Source organism: Mediterranea sp. An20, assembly GCF_002160055.1.
Classification (GTDB): Bacteria; Bacteroidota; Bacteroidia; order Bacteroidales; family Bacteroidaceae; genus Bacteroides; species Bacteroides avicola.
The window spans coordinates 42,066-59,889 of sequence record NZ_NFJV01000017.1 but is presented as its reverse complement, the minus strand read 5'-3'; the positions used below and the strand labels follow the sequence as shown (position 1 = coordinate 59,889).

The following is a 17,824-nucleotide window of genomic DNA, read 5'->3' as shown; positions in this document are numbered from 1 at the left end:
TCATAGGGTATCTCACTATTTTTTCTTACTTTTGTGCCCGAAAAACAGCAAAAATAGGAACTTATGACAAAAGACTATCCTGCCGTCCTCCTTATCTATACGGGCGGCACCATCGGCATGATAGAAAATCCGGAAACTGGTGCGTTGGAAAACTTCGATTTCGACCACCTGCTCCGTCATGTGCCCGAACTGAAGCGGTTTAACTACCACATTTCGTCTTATCAGTTTGACCCACCCATCGACTCATCAGACATGGAACCTGCTCTATGGGCGAAAATCGTCAAAATCATACATGATAACTATGACCGCTTTGACGGATTTGTCATCCTGCACGGGACAGATACTATGGCCTATACAGCTTCTGCTCTGAGTTTCATGTTGGAAAATCTGGGAAAACCAGTTATCCTGACCGGTTCGCAACTACCTATCGGAACCTTGCGCACAGACGGTAAAGAAAACCTTATCACAGCCATTGAAATCGCTGCCGCCCGTCGACCGGATGGCTCTCCCATGGTGCCGGAAGTATGCATCTTCTTTGAAAACGAACTGATGAGGGGAAACCGCACCACCAAAATCAATGCAGAAAACTTCAATGCTTTCCGTTCATTCAACTATCCTTCATTGGCAAAAGCCGGTATCCACATCCGCTATAACGAACATCTGATACGACGCCCCAACCCTGCCCGCCCGATGAAACCCCACTATCTGTTCGACACCAACGTAGTCATGCTGACCCTCTTTCCGGGCATACAGGAAAGCATCATAGACTCCGTGCTGCATGTGCCGGAACTGAAAGCCGTGGTGCTCAAAACCTACGGTTCGGGCAACGCTCCACAAAAAGAATGGTTCATCCGCCAACTGACCGAAGCAACCGAACGCGGCATCATCATTGTCAACATCACGCAATGCCCCAGCGGAGCCGTAGAAATGAGCCGCTATGAAACGGGACTTCACTTGCTGCAGGCCGGTGTCATCAGCGGCTATGACAGCACGCCAGAATGTGCCGTCACCAAACTGATGTTCCTCTTAGGACACGGACTCAGCCTGCCCGAAATCAGACATTTGATGAATTCTAACTTAGCGGGCGAAATCACCAAAGATAGTGATTAGCATAGTCGCCCACGCCCCCACTCTCCCGTACGCTTTCCGCACCGAAAGAGAAACTCTACAAAGAGAGACAAGCCTGCAAGGCTGCAGAGAAATCTCGCAGCCAACAGTCTTGTCTTCTGAATACATACCCCCCAATAGAAGACCTATTTTTAGCAGACTTTACAGCCCCATAAAATGAAGCACCTGCACAAAACTCCTTCATTTGTGCGGTGTTTCGAGTAAAAAGACTTACCTTTGCCCCCATCTTATTGATAAATCATTTTAAAACAGAAATAAATATGAAAGCATTTGTATTTCCCGGACAAGGTGCCCAGTTTGTAGGCATGGGAAAAGACTTGTATGACAACTCACCGTTGGCCAAAGAATTGTTCGAAAAAGCCAATGATATTTTAAGCTACCGCATTACCGACATCATGTTTAACGGTACTGATGAAGATCTCCGCCAGACCAAGGTTACTCAGCCTGCCGTATTCTTGCATTCGGTCATTTCTGCCCTCTGCATGGGCAACGAGTTCAAGCCCGAAATGACAGCCGGACATTCACTGGGCGAATTCTCAGCTTTGGTCGCAGCCGGTGCACTGACTTTTGAAGACGGCCTGAAGCTGGTTTATGCCCGCGCCATGGCCATGCAGAAAGCCTGCGAGGCACACCCCTCTACCATGGCTGCCATCATTGCCTTGCCGGATGAGAAAGTAGAAGAAATATGTGCACAAGTTCAGGCTGAAGGCGAAGTATGTGTAGCTGCCAACTTCAACTGCCCGGGCCAGATTGTCATCTCCGGCTCCATCGAAGGCATCAATAAAGCCTGTGAACTGATGAAAGCTGCCGGTGCCAAACGTGCCCTGCCGCTGAAAGTAGGCGGTGCTTTCCACTCTCCGCTGATGGAACCGGCACGTGCAGAACTGGCTGCAGCCATCGAAGCTACAGAAATCCACACTCCGAACTGTCCGGTGTATCAGAACGTCGATGCTCTTCCACACACCGACCCGGCTGAAATCAAGAAGAACCTTGTTGCCCAGCTGACAGCCTCTGTCCGTTGGACACAGACAATCAAAAACATGATTGCCGATGGTGCTACTGATTTCACTGAATGCGGTCCGGGTGCCGTACTGCAAGGACTCATCAAGAAAATCGACAAAGAAGCCATAGCCCACGGCATTGCCTGATACATCCGAGCATTAAGCAAAAGATATATTGTATCTTCTATCACTACCACAAGAGCTGCAATTTTCTCGATTGCAGCTCTTTTTATAAACAGACGGCAGTAACGGTACCATTCACAGCGTATTTCCCCCTCCATCAGTAGATGTTTATTTCTTAGCTATAAGCAGCACGCTGCCACGCCATAAAAAGCCGGCTTCCAAAGTATAAGCAATCTGCTTCCGTAAGATAAGAGTCTGTCCGGCATAGCAGACCCAAGAAAATGTCACGGATTCTGGCTGGTCAACCAAAAACATGATATTAAACATATCTTCCTACTACATTTTTTTCTTCCTTTCCATGACAATATGTCAAAGGAAAGTCCTACATTTGCATCTGTTCAAAGTTAACCTACATAGAAAAACTATAATTGCAGAATCAAGATGAAAAAGGAAATCAAATTCAGCCTCGTCTATCGGGACATGTGGCAATCCTCCGGCAAGTATCAGCCACGGGTAGACCAACTGGTGCGTGTAGCTCCACTCATCATTGACATGGGCTGTTTTGCCCGCGTAGAAACCAATGGAGGTGCATTCGAGCAAGTCAACCTGCTTTATGGCGAAAACCCCAATAAAGCCGTGCGTGCTTTCACCAAACCTTTCAATGAAGCAGGCATACAGACACACATGCTTGACCGCGGCCTGAATGCGCTCCGCATGTATCCCGTACCTGCCGATGTACGCCGATTGATGTACAAGGTAAAACATGCCCAAGGCGTAGACATCACCCGTATCTTCTGCGGATTGAACGAGACAAGAAACATCATACCCTCCATCAAATATGCCCTTGAGGCAGGCATGATTCCGCAAGCTACACTTTGCATCACTTATTCGCCAGTTCATACTGTAGATTATTATGCCGACATAGCCGACCAGCTAATTGCAGCGGGAGCTCCGGAAATCTGCCTGAAAGATATGGCCGGCATCGGACGGCCGGCTATGTTAGGACGTCTTGTAAAACGCATCAAAGACAAACATCCTGATGTCCTCATCCAATATCACGGACACAGCGGACCGGGACTTTCCATGGCTTCCATCTTAGAAGTATGTGAGAATGGCGCCGACATCATCGACGTAGCCATGGAGCCAATGTCGTGGGGCAAGGTGCATCCCGATGTCATCTCCGTACAGGCCATGCTGAAAGATGCCGGGTTCCAAGTGCCCGAAATCAACATGAAAGCTTATATGGAAACACGCAGCATGACACAAAGCTTCATCGATGATTTCCTGGGCTATTTCATGGATCCCACAAACAAGCACATGTCTTCTTTATTGCTTAAATGCGGACTTCCGGGCGGCATGATGGGCTCCATGATGGCCGACTTGAAAGGGGTACACTCAGGTATCAATATGATTCTCAAGAGCAAAAACGAATCGGAATTAAGCCTGGACGATCTGCTCGTCATGCTGTTCGATGAAGTTGAATACGTCTGGCCGAAACTGGGTTATCCTCCTTTGGTTACACCTTTCAGCCAATATGTTAAGAACGTTGCTCTGATGAACCTGATGCAACAGGTTAAAGGGGAAGAACGCTGGACCATGATAGACAACCATACTTGGGATATGATCTTGGGTAAAAGCGGTCGCCTGCCCGGAAAACTGGCTCCTGAAATCGTAGAACTTGCCAAACAGAAAGGCTATGAGTTTACTGATGCCGATCCGCAACTGAATTACCCCGACGCCCTCGACACCTACCGCAAAGAAATGGATGAAAAGGGATGGGAATATGGACCGGACGATGAAGAACTGTTTGAATTGGCCATGCACGACCGCCAGTATCGCGACTATAAATCTGGCGTAGCCAAGAAACGCTTCGAAGAAGAACTGATTCGCGCTAAAGATGCTGCTATGGCTAAAGGAGGATTCAACGAAGAAGAAATCAAAAAACTGAAACGCGCCAAGGCAGATCCCATCATCGCTCCATCTAAAGGACAAGTGCTTTGGGAAGTATCGGTAGAGGGACCATCATCTGCACCGTTCATCGGCCGCAAATACCAGCATGACGAGGTATTCTGTTATGTCTCTACCCCATGGGGAGAATATGAAAAAGTGATGACCGGATTTACAGGACGCGTGGTTGAAGTATGCGCCAAGCAAGGTGATATAGTAAATAAAGGAGATGCCATCGCTTATGTAGAGCGGAGCGACATCTTTGCATGACGCGAACCGTTGCGCCACTGACAGAAAGATAGCCAATCAAGATGCAGTAATAAAGGGCGGGGATGAGTGCTTTGCCTGTCAAGCCATATCCCCGCCCTTATTTTTATGACTTTCCCGCCAACTTTTATCCAGACAAAAAATCTTCCCGTAGTTCCGTAACCCGGCATGTCACATAGGCGGAATTGGAATTATGTCAGGAAAGAGAACTGTTACGGTACAGGCTGCAAAGTCCAACCAAATCATTCTCAAGCCAAAGCATCCCGAAATTCCAGATATTCCCAATACGCTAAGGCTACTTTTTCTCTAACTTGAAAGAGCCGAATAATTATAAATCGGTTCCTTTACGGATTTCTCCATTTATACGTTTCCTTACAACAGAGTAAGCCTTCTGAAAGAGAGCAGATTGTTCCATGGTCTGCATCATCTCTTTAAACCTGCATACCGGTATGGAAAAAGTCAGTTCATGCTTTGGAATCAACGGACGAGCCGACGGGTCGAGCAAGCCAATGAAACAGCGTCGGCCACCCTCTGCATTTTCTTTCGCCGCAAAAGTCACTATACTACAACATCCTGAAGCAAACCGTGTGCAGACGGCATCATCGTCATTATTATCATAAAATGCCCAAGAACAAAGCCCGGAAAGAACATCTGGCGTAGCGAAACACAAAATGCCTTCCATTCCATCCAAATTATCCAGATGATCCATGCGGACAAAGTTGAGATATGGCTTTACGGACAAACGGATGCCTAACCGGTCAATATACGTCTTTACCTGTTCCTTGGTCTGCTTATAATGTTCTACCTCCGATACAAACGTCGGCACCCGATCAGGCATAGGGGCAAAAGCTGTGTACAAACTGCCACCACCACACAACACATTATCCGCAGAAAGTGTCAACGAGTCGCCATCGCATACTTTGCGTATGGCACCTATCATGCAACGTGGAATCTTCCTCACCTCCGTTACCGCCGTATGGCTGTATCCCCAAGCTACAGGTAAAGGTGAATTCTCGCCGAAAGCCTCTCTATATCTGATAACGAACTCGTGTACGGTCATAGTCCTGCCTTGGTTTTAAAACGCTTCTGTCATATTAAAATAGAAAAGGGTCTGGTTGTTCACCGTATTCTTGCCTAAATCCAACCGGACATTCATGCGCGGCTGTACCTCAATGCGCAAGCCCACTCCATAGTTGGGCAATACCCCTTCAACCCTTACTGGCGTAGGTCCCATGAAACCACATCCTCCCCATACGACGAATCCCAAATGGTTAATGATGCGCTTCAGCCACGTATCCTGGTCGGTATTGAACATCTGGCGATATTCAGCAAGCACCACATGCGATGATTTGTCACGGTATTGTCCCATGTAATATCCACGCAAGTCAAAAGGAGTTCCCGTCAAGGAATATTGAGTCAAGGGAATATCATTGCCAAACACGTTCTTGCTTTGAGCAGTCCAAGCAAGGACTTTTCTGTTGCCTACCTGCTTATACTGCCGATAGTCTAACTCAAGACGATAGAAATTATTATTGCTTCCGAATATTTTATGATACATCACTCCACGAAAATCAAGATATAAACCACGATAAGCATTCGACGGAACATCGCGACTGTCGTAGGTCAGCAGAAAGCCCAGACCGGAATTAAAATTTTTATAGCCATGACTATCCCCTCCGGCTGCGACATAAGAAGGCTCCTCAGCCAAGTACTTCCCCGGCTTAGTGAAATGATCATAATTGATATCAATCTGCGGTCCGGCAAAGAAATTACTTTCTCCTAACCGAAAAAGGAACCAAGGGTTGATTTGAACACCACTATACCGGTACTGACTGGTGGTATCGCTGCGCACATAATCCCGATTGGTGTTGTATCCTACCCCATAAAAATTCTCTACGGTATTCTTGTAACTGAACTTTCCGAAAATACGAAAGCGGTCATGCTTGAAAAAGAGTTGAGGCTTTGAAAAAAGATTAATGCCTCCGTCAAACATGAAAGCAATAGCCATCGGAACCACCGAACGTTTCAGCAAAGTATCCGAAGGATGCATACTAAAAGTCATCAAAGCACTTCCACCGACCAACAGCCCAAAATCAGGTGAATAGCTTGGCCCTCCCAAAATATTATAATGAAAATTACGCTGCGCCACCCGCTTCTTTCGCAATTCTTTCTTCGTAGGTGTACGCATAGTATCTGTAGTTATAGACAAAGAATCAACCTCTTGAGCCTGTACTCCGGCCGTTATCAGCCAAAACAAGAGAAAAGCATATAGAAAATGTTTCATAAATCAATTCGCATATAGTTTGCAAAATAAACACTTTTTGAGCAGAAATAGTTCCTTTAAGGCCACAATAAATCTAAAGCCAGCCCTAATTTTTCAAAAAATGCACTACATTTGCAGGCAAATCCAATTATTAAGACAAGACTTAACATAGAAAAACATTCGACAATGAAAAAGAAACTTACAACCTTGGCACTTTTCAGTGCTGCCCTGTTCACTGTTCAGGCCCAACAAAAGGCGGGAGGCATCAGTCCCGACATGCTCCAGGACATACAAAAATCGTATGTAGAAACCCCAGCCGAACGTGCTATCCGCAATGCCATCGCTCAGAACGACATCCGCAAGCTCACCCTCAACTTGGACAACCAGAAAGGACTCGACACCGAATTCTCCATCCGAGTTAAATCCAAAGGCATCACCGACCAACAATCCAGTGGACGATGCTGGCTTTTTACCGGGATGAACGTGATGCGCGCCAAAGCTATCGCACGATACAATTTACCCGAACTGGAATATTCGCAGGCTTATTCGTTCTTCTGGGACCAACTGGAAAAGGCCAACCTATTCTTGCAAGGCATTATTGACACAGCCGACAAACCTATGACCGACCAAACCGTAGAATGGCTTTTCAAACATCCGCTGAGCGACGGAGGAACTTTCACGGGAGTAGCCGATATTATAGGAAAATATGGCTTGGTGCCCAAAGAAGCAATGCCTGAAACCTATAGCAGCAACCATACCTCACAAATGTCTAACCTCATCGGATTGAAGCTCAAGGAATTCGGACTTGAACTGCGTGAAATGTCCGCACAGAAAACCAAAAAAGAAAATATAGAGAGCCGAAAAACCGACATGCTGAAAGAAGTTTACCGTATGCTCGCTCTCAATCTGGGCGTTCCCCCTACCGAGTTTGATTACATCCGCAGGGATGCCAGCGGAAAACGGGTGGAAGTCGAACACCATACCCCGATGTCATTCTTGGAAAAGTATGGCGACAAGAGCCTGTTGACCAACTTTGTCATGCTGATGAACGACCCGACCCGCGAATACTACCAATGCTATGAAATAGCTTACGACCGCCACCGCTACGATGGACATAACTGGAAATACGTCAATCTGCCTTTGGAGGATATCAAACAAATGGCTATCGCATCCTTAAAAGACAGCACTGCGATGTATTTCAGTAGCGATGTCACTCAGTTGGATGCACAGCGAGGCTACCTGGATGTGGACAATTATGACTATGGTTCGCTAATGGGCGTCAACTTCGGCATGGATAAAAAGGAACGCATCCAGACTTTCTCCAGCCTGTCTGCCCATGCTATGACCCTCATGGCAGTAGATTTGGACAAAGACGGGAAACCGGTAAAATGGATGGTAGAAAACAGTTGGGGACCTTCATACGGACATCAGGGCCATCTTATCATGAGCGACAAATGGTTTGATGAGTATATGTTCCGTCTTGTTGTAGAAACCAAGTACGTACCGGAAAAGATTCAAGCCATCTTCAAGCAAAAGCCTATTCAACTGCCTGCATGGGACCCCATGTTTGCTGAAGAACGCTGACGGGAAACCTTTGCTGATTAATCGGCAAGGAATGAAAAAGATATGCCATCGGAGCTACAAAGCCTGGTGGCATATCTCTTTTTTATACCCTAACACCATCTAAAATACAAAAAACATACAGGCGCAGGCATCGTGTGTTTCAGAAAAAAGCATCACCTGATAGCGGCAATGAAGAGATTCAGACTTGGAACGCTCCGCGCTGATGCCTCATGTGCATAAGAAAGTCCTCTGATAAGCCCTTCCTGAAAAGTTTCCACGCGATAGGCAGTGTGCTGATTATATATTAGAAGTTGAATGCTGATTATTAATAGAATACACCGTTCACCATTCATGGGTCGAAAGGTCTAAACCACCTCAATATGGCTGTTAGAATGCAACAAAACTCACGTTGCAATGCCGCATCACAAGGGTGCCCATATCAGAACAGCCATACGACAAGCAATTTCCACACAGAAAAGTTCAACTCTGACCACATTTTTGCTATCTATTCCCTTATCATTTACACAGATTTTAGTATTTTTGCGGTCAAGTAAGCAAAACCTTTAATTTAAATAAACGCATGGCAAATGTAATTAAATTGCGAAAAGGCCTTGACATTAACCTGAAAGGCAAACCCGCTAAAGAGTTGCTCAGCGTGAAAGAACCGGGATTCTACTCACTTGTACCCGACGATTTCACGGGCATCACTCCCAAAGTCGTGGTGAAAGAACAGGAATATGTGATGGCCGGGGGACCCTTGTTCATCGACAAGAATCACCCCGAATTAAAATTTGTTTCGCCTGTCAGCGGTGTAGTCACCAGCATAGAGCGTGGTGCACGGCGCAAGGTGTTGAATATCGTGGTTGAAGCTGCCCAAGAGCAGGACTACGAAGAGTTTGGTAAAATGAATCCGGCAGCGATGAGCGGAGAACAAGTAAAAGAAGCTCTGCTGAATACAGGCATGTTTGCCTTTTTCCGCCAACGTCCCTACGATGTGATTGCCGACCCTACCGTGCAGCCTAAAGCCATATTCGTTTCGGCTTTCGATTCTGCCCCACAGGCTCCCGATTTTGAATTCGTGCTGAAAGGCGAGGAAAACAACTTCCAGACAGGTCTTGACGCTCTCTCAAAAATAGCCAGAACTTATTTGAATATCAACGTCCACCAAACCAGTCCGGCTCTTACACAGGCAAAGAATGTCACGATTACCATCTTCGATGGACCGCACCCCGCAGGCAATGTAGGCGTACAAATCAACCACATTGACCCCATTGTAAAAGGCGAGACAGTCTGGACCCTCGCACCGGAAGCCGTCATTTTCATCGGACGACTGATGAATACCGGACGCGTAGATATGACACGCACCGTGGCCCTGACAGGAAGCGAAGTGCTGAAACCCGCTTATGTCAAACTGAAAGTAGGCGCCTTATTGACCCATGTTTTCAAAAACAATGTCAATGCCAATAAAGACTTGCGCTATATCAGCGGCAATGTGTTGACTGGCAAGCAAGTATCTCCCAATGGATTTCTCGGAGCATTCCATACTCAGCTTAGCGTCATTCCCGAAGGTGATGAAATCCATGAAATGTTAGGATGGATTATGCCCCGCTTTAACCAGTTCAGCACCAGCCACTCATATTTCTCATGGCTGACAGGCAAAAAGAAAGAATACGTCATAGATGCACGTGTGAAAGGGGGCGAACGCCACATGATTATGTCCAACGAATACGACCGTGTCTTTCCGATGGACATCTTTCCCGAATATCTCGTCAAAGCCATCATTGCAGGTGACATTGACCGTATGGAAGCCTTAGGCATCTACGAAGTGGCACCCGAAGACTTTGCATTATGCGAATTCGTATGCTCCTCAAAAGTGGAGGTGCAACGTATCGTGCGTGCCGGTCTTGACATGCTCCGTGCCGAAATGGCCTGACGCCACTGGATATATGTGACTGGAAAATAACAAAAAACAAACTCTTAATCATTAAATTTTAATGAATGCTTTAAGAAAATATCTGGATAAGATAAAACCGAACTTCGAAGAAGGCGGCAAGTATCATGCCTTCCGGTCGGTGTTTGAGGGCTTTGAAACATTCCTCTTCGTGCCCAATACCACTTCGAAGTCGGGAACACACATCCACGACTCCATCGACAGCAAGCGTATCATGTCGATTGTGGTCATAGCGCTGATACCGGCCTTGCTGTTCGGTATGTATAATGTAGGTTACCAGCATTTCCATGCTACCGGCATGACCGGTGGTTTTTGGGAAATGTTCGGTTATGGTTTCCTGGCCGTTCTGCCCAAAATCATTGTTTCCTATGTAGTAGGTCTTGGCATTGAGTTCATCGTCGCTCAATGGAAGAAAGAAGAAATACAGGAGGGATTTCTGGTCAGCGGTATTTTAATCCCCATGATTGTACCGGTCGACTGTCCTTTGTGGATGTTGGCCATTGCGACTGCGTTCTCCGTTATTTTTGCCAAAGAAGTATTTGGCGGAACGGGCATGAATGTGTTCAACGTAGCATTGGTGACACGCGCCTTCCTGTTCTTCGCCTATCCCACCAAAATGTCGGGTGATGCTGTATGGGTATCTTCAGACAGCATTTTCGGACTGGGACAAACCGTCGATGGGCTGACCGTGGCCACCCCCTTAGGCATTGCCAAGACTTCGGCCGCTGCTCCAGATTTCTCCTGGGACATGGTGACGGGACTCATACCCGGTTCTATCGGCGAAACAAGCGTCATAGCCATAGCCATTGGTGCCATTATCTTGCTCTGGACAGGCATTGCCAGTTGGAAAACCATGCTGTCCGTTTTCGTGGGAGGTGCTTTCATGGCCTGGATATTCAATGTGGCAGGACCAGACACAGCTGTCGCACACATGCCTTGGTACGAACATCTTGTGTTGGGTGGCTTCTGCTTCGGTGCAGTATTTATGGCAACCGACCCTGTCACTTCTGCACGCACTGAAACCGGCAAGTACATCTACGGTTTCCTCATCGGTGCCATGGCCATCATTATCCGTGTACTCAATCCGGGCTATCCCGAAGGTATGATGCTCGCTATCTTATTGATGAACATCTTTGCCCCGCTCATTGACTATTGTGTGGTGCAAAACAACATCAGTCGCCGCGAGAAACGGACAGCCCTCAAGTCGAACCATTAAAATACCGAATGACAAATGAATACCAACAGTAACACTTACACCCTCATTTATGCTTCGGTAATGGTTGTTATCGTAGCATTTCTGCTGGCTTTTGTAAGCTCGTCTCTGAAGGAAACACAGAATAAAAATGTGGAGATGGACACTAAAAAGCAAATCCTCGCCGCATTGAACATCAGAAACGTGGCTGATGCCGAGGCAGAATATAATAAATATGTAAAAGCCGACATGCTGATGCAGGAAGACGGCACACTGAAAGAAAACGAAGGCAAATTTGCGACCTCCTACGAAAAAGAAGTGAAAGAAAACAACCGCCTGCACGTGTTTGTGGCAGAAGTAGACGGACAAACTAAATATGTCTTCCCCGTCTACGGCGTAGGTCTGTGGGGAGCCATCTGGGGCTATGTAGCCTTGAATGACGACAAAGACACTGTCTACGGAGTGTATTTCTCGCATGCCAGCGAAACGCCCGGTCTGGGTGCTGAAATTGCCGGTGAACACTTCCAGAATGAATTTCCCGGACTGAAAACCATGAAAGACGGTCAGGTCGTTCTGGATGTAGTGAAAAACGGGAAAATAGAAGATCCCGAACATCAGGTGGACGGCATTTCCGGAGGCACCATCACATCAGTAGCTGTAGGTTCAATGCTGAAGGGATGTCTGGGCAACTACACCAAATTTTTAACGACTAACGATGCGGAGGATTAAAATTATGGGACAATTGTTTTCTAAAAAGAACAAAGAGGTATTTGCTACCCCGATAAGCATGAACAATCCTGTCACTGTACAGGTGCTGGGCATCTGCTCGGCTTTGGCAGTGACGGCCAAATTGGAACCGGCCATTGTAATGGGACTTTCCGTTACGGTTATCACAGCTTTCTCGAATGTGGTGATTTCGCTGTTGCGTAAAACCATTCCCAACCGCATCCGCATCATTGTACAGCTGGTGGTTGTGGCCGCTCTTGTAACCATTGTGAGCGAAGTACTGAAAGCTTTTGCCTATGACGTGAGCGTACAGCTTTCTGTTTATGTCGGACTAATCATCACAAACTGCATTCTGATGGGACGCCTGGAGGCCTTTGCCATGCAGAACGGTCCTTGGGAATCTTTCCTGGACGGTATCGGCAACGGATTGGGCTACGCCAAGATTCTGGTCATTGTGGCATTCATCCGTGAACTGTTGGGTTCGGGCACGTTGCTGGGATTCAATATCCTGAACTATGAGCCTATCCAGAACGCCGGGTATGTCAATAACGGCCTGATGCTGATGCCCCCCATGGCACTGATTATCGTAGCTTGCCTTATCTGGTATCAGCGTGCACGCCACAAAGATTTGCAAGAGAAATAATATATATAATGTAGTCAGAATATAAAGTTAGAATATGGAAGATTTCTTTAGCTTACTCATCCGGTCCATCTTTGTGGACAACATGATATTCGCCTTCTTCCTGGGCATGTGCTCGTACCTGGCCGTGTCGAAGAACGTGAAGACTGCCGTAGGCCTGGGCATCGCCGTTACCTTTGTGCTGGTAGTGACGCTCCCTGTCAACTATTTGCTGCAAACACGGGTATTGGGTCCCGATGCCATTATCGAAGGCGTAGACCTCAGTTTCCTGAGTTTCATTCTTTTTATCGCCATCATTGCCGGTATTACTCAACTGGTGGAGATGGCTGTCGAGCGGTTCAGTCCGTCGTTATATGCTTCATTGGGCATTTTTCTGCCACTGATTGCCGTAAACTGTGCCATCATGGGTGCTTCGCTTTTCATGCAGCAACGCATCAATCTGAATCTGAGCGACCCTAAATATATCGGCAACATCTCTGATGCTATTTCATACGCCCTGGGCTCGGGACTGGGCTGGATGCTTGCCATTGTGGGCCTGGCTGCCGTGCGTGAAAAAATGGCCTATAGCAATGTGCCGGCTCCCCTGCGCGGATTGGGCATCACATTTATCACCGTTGGGTTGATGGCGATGGCTTTCATGTGTTTCTCCGGTTTGAACATCTAATGAAGAAAGGGACAAAACAATGGATATGAACTTAATTTTAGCGAGTATCGGAGTATTCCTTGTAGTGGTGCTCCTGCTGGTAATCATTCTGCTGGTGGCCAAACGCTTCTTGGTACCGTCGGGAAACGTAAAAATAACCATCAACGGCGACAAAGTGCTGGAAGTGGCTTCCGGTTCTACCCTGCTCAACACGCTGGCCGTAAACGGAGTGTTCCTTTCGTCGGCCTGCGGCGGCAAAGGTTCGTGCGGACAGTGCAAATGCCAAGTGCTGGCAGGCGGCGGCGAGATTCTGCCGTCAGAAACACCGCACTTCAGCCGCAAACAGATTCAAGACCACTGGCGGCTGGGATGCCAGGTGAAGGTGAAGAATGACATGGAAATCAAGGTGTCCGAAAGCGTACTCGGCGTGAAAGAATGGGAATGCGAGGTTATCTCGAACAAGAACGTGGCCACTTTCATCAAAGAATTCATCGTGGCACTGCCTCCCGGCGAACACATGGACTTCATCCCCGGTTCGTACGCGCAAATCAAGATTCCCAAATACTCGATGGATTACGACAAAGACATCGACAAAGAACTGATTGGCAAGGAATATCTGCCTGCATGGGAGAAATTCGGCCTGTTCGGTTTGAAGTGTCACAACGATGAAGAGACTATCCGCGCTTACTCCATGGCCAACTATCCGGCCGAGGGCGACCGCATCATGCTGACTGTCCGCATTGCCACACCTCCTTTCAAACCAAAACCGCAGGTGGGTTTCCAAGACGTAATGCCAGGCATCGCTTCGTCGTACATCTTTACGCTAAAGCCGGGCGATAAAGTTATCATGAGCGGTCCTTATGGCGATTTCCATCCCATCTTCGACTCAAAGAAAGAGATGATGTGGATAGGTGGCGGTGCAGGTATGGCTCCGTTACGCGCACAAATCATGCACATGACCAAGACACTGCACACTACCGACCGCAAAATGTCTTACTTCTATGGTGCACGTGCGCTAAACGAAGTGTTCTACCTGCAAGACTTCCTCGACCTGGAGAAGGAGTTCCCCAACTTCTCATTCCACCTGGCCTTGGACCGTCCAGACCCTGCAGCCGATGCTGCCGGCGTGAAATACACTCCGGGCTTCGTGCATCAGGTCATCTATAACACTTACCTCAAGGACCACGAGGCTCCAGAAGACATCGAATATTATATGTGCGGCCCCGGCCCCATGTCGAAAGCTGTAGAAAAGATGCTGGATGACTTGGGCGTGCCGATGTCTAACCTGATGTTCGACAACTTCGGCGGATAAACAGAGTCCTGAAAGAAGAAAAGAGACATAAAATCAGGAAAGCGACATGCAGGCTTCCGAAATTTTATGTCTCTTTTTTATAATACTTACCGGAGGGGAGAACGCAACTGCTATTGGCAACTATGCAGGAAAATAACATCTGCAGATACAAACATCCGTTGATGCACACCTGCGCTTATCAGCCCCCTACCCTGAAACAACATCTGCTCCTTCTCAGGAGAAAAGGCTCAATCCAGTTTCAGCACCGCCAGGAAAGCTTTTTGCGGCACTTCCACATTACCAATCTGCTTCATGCGTTTCTTGCCTCGTTTTTGCTTCTCCAACAGCTTGCGCTTGCGGCTGACATCGCCTCCGTAACACTTGGCAGTCACGTCTTTGCGCACTGCTTTAATAGTTTCACGCGCTATAATCTTAGCACCGATAGCTGCCTGGATGGCTATTTCAAACTGCTGGCGGGGAATAAGTTCCTTCAACTTCTCGCACATGCGGCGACCCAACTCATAGGCATTGTCGAAGTGCGTCAAAGTAGAAAGAGCATCCACCGGCTCGCCGTTCAGCAGAATATCCAGCTTCACCAGCTTGGAGGGACGGAATCCATTGGAGTGATAGTCAAAAGAAGCATAGCCTTTAGAGATGCTCTTCAGCTTATCGTAAAAGTCTATCACAATCTCACCCAGCGGCATGTCGTAGAATATCTCCACACGATTGCCCGAAATGTATTCCTGCTTTACCAGTTCACCCCGTTTGCCCAGACAAAGAGTCATGATAGGGCCGATGTAATTGGTGGTGGTGATAACAGAGGCACGGATATAGGGCTCCTCGATATGGTCTATCAACGTCACATCCGGCATACTTCCCGGATTATGCACTTCGGTAACATGCCCCTGTTTATCGTAGACAAGGTAAGACACGTTGGGCACAGTAGTGATGACATTCATATTGAATTCGCGGTCTAAGCGTTCCTGCACAATCTCCATGTGCAGCAGTCCCAGGAATCCGCAGCGGAATCCAAAGCCTAATGCCAACGACGACTCAGGCTGGAAAGTGAGCGAAGCATCGTTTAGCTGGAGCTTTTCCAATGATGAGCGCAAATCTTCAAAGTCTTCCGCTTCGATGGGATAGACACCGGCAAACACCATAGGCTTCACCTCTTCAAATCCTGCAATAGCTTCGGCACACGGACGCGCAATGTGCGTAATGGTATCGCCAACCTTCACCTCGCGCGAAGTCTTGATGCCGGAGATAATGTATCCTACGTCACCTGTACGTAGCTCATCGCGCGGCACTAAGTCCATCTTCAGCACTCCCACTTCATCGGCTTCATATTCCTTTCCCGTATTAAAGAACTTCACCTTGTCGCCTTTGCGTATGACGCCATTCTCTACCTTGAAATAGGCAATGATACCCCGGAAAGAGTTGAACACTGAGTCGAATATCAGAGCTTGCAAAGGAGCATTTTCATCGCCTACAGGATGAGGGATCCGCTCGATGACGGCAGCCAGAATCTCTTCCACACCCATGCCCGTCTTGCCCGACGCACGAATGATTTCCTCCCGCTTGCAGCCCAGCAATTCTATGATTTCATCTTCCACTTCTTCGGGCATCGCACTGGCCATGTCGCACTTGTTGATAACGGGAATAATCTCCAGATCGTGTTCCAAAGCCATGTAGAGGTTGGAAATGGTCTGTGCCTGAACTCCTTGCGACGCATCTACGATGAGCAAAGCTCCTTCACACGCAGCAATAGAACGAGACACTTCATAAGAAAAGTCCACGTGTCCCGGAGTGTCAATCAGATTCAATATGTATTTTTCTCCTTTATAGACATATTCCATCTGAATGGCGTGGCTCTTGATAGTAATGCCCCTCTCGCGTTCCAAATCCATGTCGTCCAGCATCTGTCCTTCCGTGATTTGTATGGTGTGTGTAAACTCCAGCAGACGGTCGGCCAGCGTCGATTTGCCATGGTCGATGTGGGCAATAATACAGAAATTGCGGATATTCTTCATTTCAAATATTTTAGTGATAATTTCTTAGATGCGGGGATGCCCCGCTGTATTCCCATTTCTACAATCAAAATGTGTGTGCAAAGATACGAAAAAGGGTGAGACAAAAAAAATGCGCCGTACACATTCCCTTGTGCCAGCGCGTTTTTAGCTTTTTCCAGAAGGCAGCCTGCTTACACCAACTTAACAAAAAGTTCGCCTTCCACTTCCTCTACAGAAATCTTTCCTTCTCTCAGAAGCCAGCCGAAAGCCAAATACAAATCTTTGTCAATCAGCTTTGTCTGCTTCTTCAGCTGCTTTACAGGCATTCCCTCGGTACCATTCAGTACATTCCAGATTTTCCCGGCTGTCTCACCGGCTTTTTCTTTCAACATTTTCATCCAAAATTTAGTTAGACATACTATACGACTGTGCTCATCAAGCGGCAGAGGTATTGTTTTATTTCGTGCGCAAATATAGTTATTTTTTTGTTATATAGCCTATTATTGGTCCAAAAAACGGCTCAATGTAAGGAAAAAGAAAAGCAGACTTATCGTTTGGAAACAAAGCCGGAAACGATAAGGCATATTATTGCTTCTCTTCGGTTTTCTCCGGCAGCTTTCCTTCCAGATATTCCACCCAGATGTGGGCAGCCGATTCTATCATCCGCGCACACGGACGTTTCGCATAATATTCGGCTGTACGTTCTTCGGGCACAGCACTCCGTTCTGCCTTCTTCAACTGCAACAATTCCAGACACGTGATAGAGCCGTTCCTGCGTTTAAACTCTTCGGCCAGTCGTTGCACCAAAGCATAATTGGCAGATTTGCCGGCACGGTCTTTGCCTTCTACGGCACATTTTTCCAGCCCCGCCAACATAAACATGCCACACACCGCTCCACAAGTCAGGCGCATCCGTCCGATGCCTGCCCCAAACGAAGCAGCCATGTGCAGGGCCTGTTCACGAGTAAATCCATACATATCGGCAAATGCAGCCACTACAGATTGCGAACAGTTGAAGCCTTCCATAAAGTTCTCCACTGCTTTGTCTATTCTTTCATTCAATTCCATATATATACACAC

The 17,824-nt window shown here is 47.4% G+C and carries 15 protein-coding genes; 10 read left to right on the top strand and 5 right to left on the bottom strand.

Annotation, left to right across the window (positions count from 1 at the left end):
- The first annotated feature begins 63 nt into the window (after window positions 1–63).
- The 3 genes from B5F34_RS10930 (at window position 64) to B5F34_RS10920 (ending at window position 4,469) form a co-directional block, all read left to right on the top strand.
- On the top strand, window positions 64–1,110 hold the full coding sequence (locus B5F34_RS10930; protein ID WP_087338708.1) for a type I asparaginase: 1,047 nt from the start codon (window positions 64–66) through the stop codon (window positions 1,108–1,110).
- 278 nt (window positions 1,111–1,388) lie between these two features.
- Window positions 1,389–2,276, top strand: a complete 888-nt coding sequence (gene fabD / locus B5F34_RS10925) for an ACP S-malonyltransferase (protein ID WP_087338705.1) — start codon at window positions 1,389–1,391, stop codon at window positions 2,274–2,276.
- 417 nt (window positions 2,277–2,693) lie between these two features.
- A complete protein-coding gene (locus B5F34_RS10920; RefSeq protein ID WP_087338702.1) occupies window positions 2,694–4,469 on the top strand; it encodes an oxaloacetate decarboxylase in 1,776 nt (591 codons plus the stop codon).
- 325 nt (window positions 4,470–4,794) lie between these two features.
- Here B5F34_RS10920 and B5F34_RS10915 read toward each other — a convergent pair whose 3' ends face one another.
- Both B5F34_RS10915 and B5F34_RS10910 read right to left on the bottom strand, forming a co-directional pair.
- A complete protein-coding gene (locus tag B5F34_RS10915) occupies window positions 4,795–5,526 on the bottom strand; it encodes a DUF169 domain-containing protein (protein ID WP_087338699.1) in 732 nt (243 codons plus the stop codon).
- A 15-nt stretch (window positions 5,527–5,541) separates the two neighbouring features.
- On the bottom strand, window positions 5,542–6,750 hold the full coding sequence (locus B5F34_RS10910; protein ID WP_087338696.1) for a BamA/TamA family outer membrane protein: 1,209 nt from the start codon (window positions 6,748–6,750) through the stop codon (window positions 5,542–5,544).
- 165 nt (window positions 6,751–6,915) lie between these two features.
- Here B5F34_RS10910 and B5F34_RS10905 point away from each other — a divergent pair, with 165 nt between their 5' ends.
- The 7 genes from B5F34_RS10905 to nqrF all read left to right on the top strand — a co-directional run bounded on the left by B5F34_RS10905 (window position 6,916) and on the right by nqrF (window position 14,756).
- On the top strand, window positions 6,916–8,313 hold the full coding sequence (locus tag B5F34_RS10905) for a C1 family peptidase (protein ID WP_087338693.1): 1,398 nt from the start codon (window positions 6,916–6,918) through the stop codon (window positions 8,311–8,313).
- A gap of 559 nt (window positions 8,314–8,872) precedes the next feature.
- Entirely contained in the window at window positions 8,873–10,225 is a 1,353-nt protein-coding gene (locus tag B5F34_RS10900) for a Na(+)-translocating NADH-quinone reductase subunit A (RefSeq protein WP_087338690.1), read from the top strand.
- 61 nt (window positions 10,226–10,286) lie between these two features.
- Entirely contained in the window at window positions 10,287–11,459 is a 1,173-nt protein-coding gene (locus B5F34_RS10895) for an NADH:ubiquinone reductase (Na(+)-transporting) subunit B (RefSeq protein WP_087338687.1), read from the top strand.
- A gap of 15 nt (window positions 11,460–11,474) precedes the next feature.
- Entirely contained in the window at window positions 11,475–12,164 is a 690-nt protein-coding gene (locus tag B5F34_RS10890; RefSeq protein ID WP_087338684.1) for a Na(+)-translocating NADH-quinone reductase subunit C, read from the top strand.
- Window positions 12,165–12,168: 4 nt separating this feature from the next.
- A complete protein-coding gene (locus B5F34_RS10885; protein ID WP_087338681.1) occupies window positions 12,169–12,804 on the top strand; it encodes an NADH:ubiquinone reductase (Na(+)-transporting) subunit D in 636 nt (211 codons plus the stop codon).
- Window positions 12,805–12,838: 34 nt separating this feature from the next.
- Window positions 12,839–13,465 (top strand): NADH:ubiquinone reductase (Na(+)-transporting) subunit E, encoded by a 627-nt coding sequence (gene nqrE / locus B5F34_RS10880; RefSeq protein ID WP_087338678.1) that lies wholly within the window; start codon window positions 12,839–12,841, stop codon window positions 13,463–13,465.
- A gap of 19 nt (window positions 13,466–13,484) precedes the next feature.
- On the top strand, window positions 13,485–14,756 hold the full coding sequence (nqrF, locus tag B5F34_RS10875) for an NADH:ubiquinone reductase (Na(+)-transporting) subunit F (protein WP_162609322.1): 1,272 nt from the start codon (window positions 13,485–13,487) through the stop codon (window positions 14,754–14,756).
- Between the two features lie 227 nt (window positions 14,757–14,983).
- On the opposite strand, the gene lepA is transcribed toward nqrF, so the two are convergent.
- The 3 genes from lepA to B5F34_RS10860 all read right to left on the bottom strand — a co-directional run bounded on the left by lepA (window position 14,984) and on the right by B5F34_RS10860 (window position 17,812).
- Entirely contained in the window at window positions 14,984–16,765 is a 1,782-nt protein-coding gene (gene lepA / locus B5F34_RS10870) for a translation elongation factor 4 (RefSeq protein WP_087338675.1), read from the bottom strand.
- Between the two features lie 170 nt (window positions 16,766–16,935).
- A complete protein-coding gene (locus tag B5F34_RS10865; RefSeq protein WP_087338783.1) occupies window positions 16,936–17,136 on the bottom strand; it encodes a winged helix-turn-helix domain-containing protein in 201 nt (66 codons plus the stop codon).
- A gap of 193 nt (window positions 17,137–17,329) precedes the next feature.
- On the bottom strand, window positions 17,330–17,812 hold the full coding sequence (locus tag B5F34_RS10860) for a C-GCAxxG-C-C family protein (RefSeq protein ID WP_204245600.1): 483 nt from the start codon (window positions 17,810–17,812) through the stop codon (window positions 17,330–17,332).
- Between the last annotated feature and the right edge of the window lie 12 nt (window positions 17,813–17,824).

Bases quoted from the DNA above. Each gene is read 5' to 3' on its own strand.
- B5F34_RS10920 (WP_087338702.1), top strand. From the start codon at position 2,694: ATGAAAAAGGAAATCAAATTCAGCCTCGTCTATCGGGACATGTGGCAA.
- fabD (WP_087338705.1), top strand. From the start codon at position 1,389: ATGAAAGCATTTGTATTTCCCGGACAAGGTGCCCAGTTTGTAGGCATG.
- B5F34_RS10885 (WP_087338681.1), top strand. From the start codon at position 12,169: ATGGGACAATTGTTTTCTAAAAAGAACAAAGAGGTATTTGCTACCCCG.
- B5F34_RS10910 (WP_087338696.1), bottom strand. From the start codon at position 6,750: ATGAAACATTTTCTATATGCTTTTCTCTTGTTTTGGCTGATAACGGCC.
- nqrF (WP_162609322.1), top strand. From the start codon at position 13,485: ATGGATATGAACTTAATTTTAGCGAGTATCGGAGTATTCCTTGTAGTG.
- B5F34_RS10915 (WP_087338699.1), bottom strand. From the start codon at position 5,526: ATGACCGTACACGAGTTCGTTATCAGATATAGAGAGGCTTTCGGCGAG.
- B5F34_RS10865 (WP_087338783.1), bottom strand. From the start codon at position 17,136: ATGTTGAAAGAAAAAGCCGGTGAGACAGCCGGGAAAATCTGGAATGTA.
- B5F34_RS10890 (WP_087338684.1), top strand. From the start codon at position 11,475: ATGAATACCAACAGTAACACTTACACCCTCATTTATGCTTCGGTAATG.
- nqrE (WP_087338678.1), top strand. From the start codon at position 12,839: ATGGAAGATTTCTTTAGCTTACTCATCCGGTCCATCTTTGTGGACAAC.
- B5F34_RS10895 (WP_087338687.1), top strand. From the start codon at position 10,287: ATGAATGCTTTAAGAAAATATCTGGATAAGATAAAACCGAACTTCGAA.
- B5F34_RS10905 (WP_087338693.1), top strand. From the start codon at position 6,916: ATGAAAAAGAAACTTACAACCTTGGCACTTTTCAGTGCTGCCCTGTTC.
- B5F34_RS10860 (WP_204245600.1), bottom strand. From the start codon at position 17,812: ATGGAATTGAATGAAAGAATAGACAAAGCAGTGGAGAACTTTATGGAA.
- lepA (WP_087338675.1), bottom strand. From the start codon at position 16,765: ATGAAGAATATCCGCAATTTCTGTATTATTGCCCACATCGACCATGGC.
- B5F34_RS10900 (WP_087338690.1), top strand. From the start codon at position 8,873: ATGGCAAATGTAATTAAATTGCGAAAAGGCCTTGACATTAACCTGAAA.
- B5F34_RS10930 (WP_087338708.1), top strand. From the start codon at position 64: ATGACAAAAGACTATCCTGCCGTCCTCCTTATCTATACGGGCGGCACC.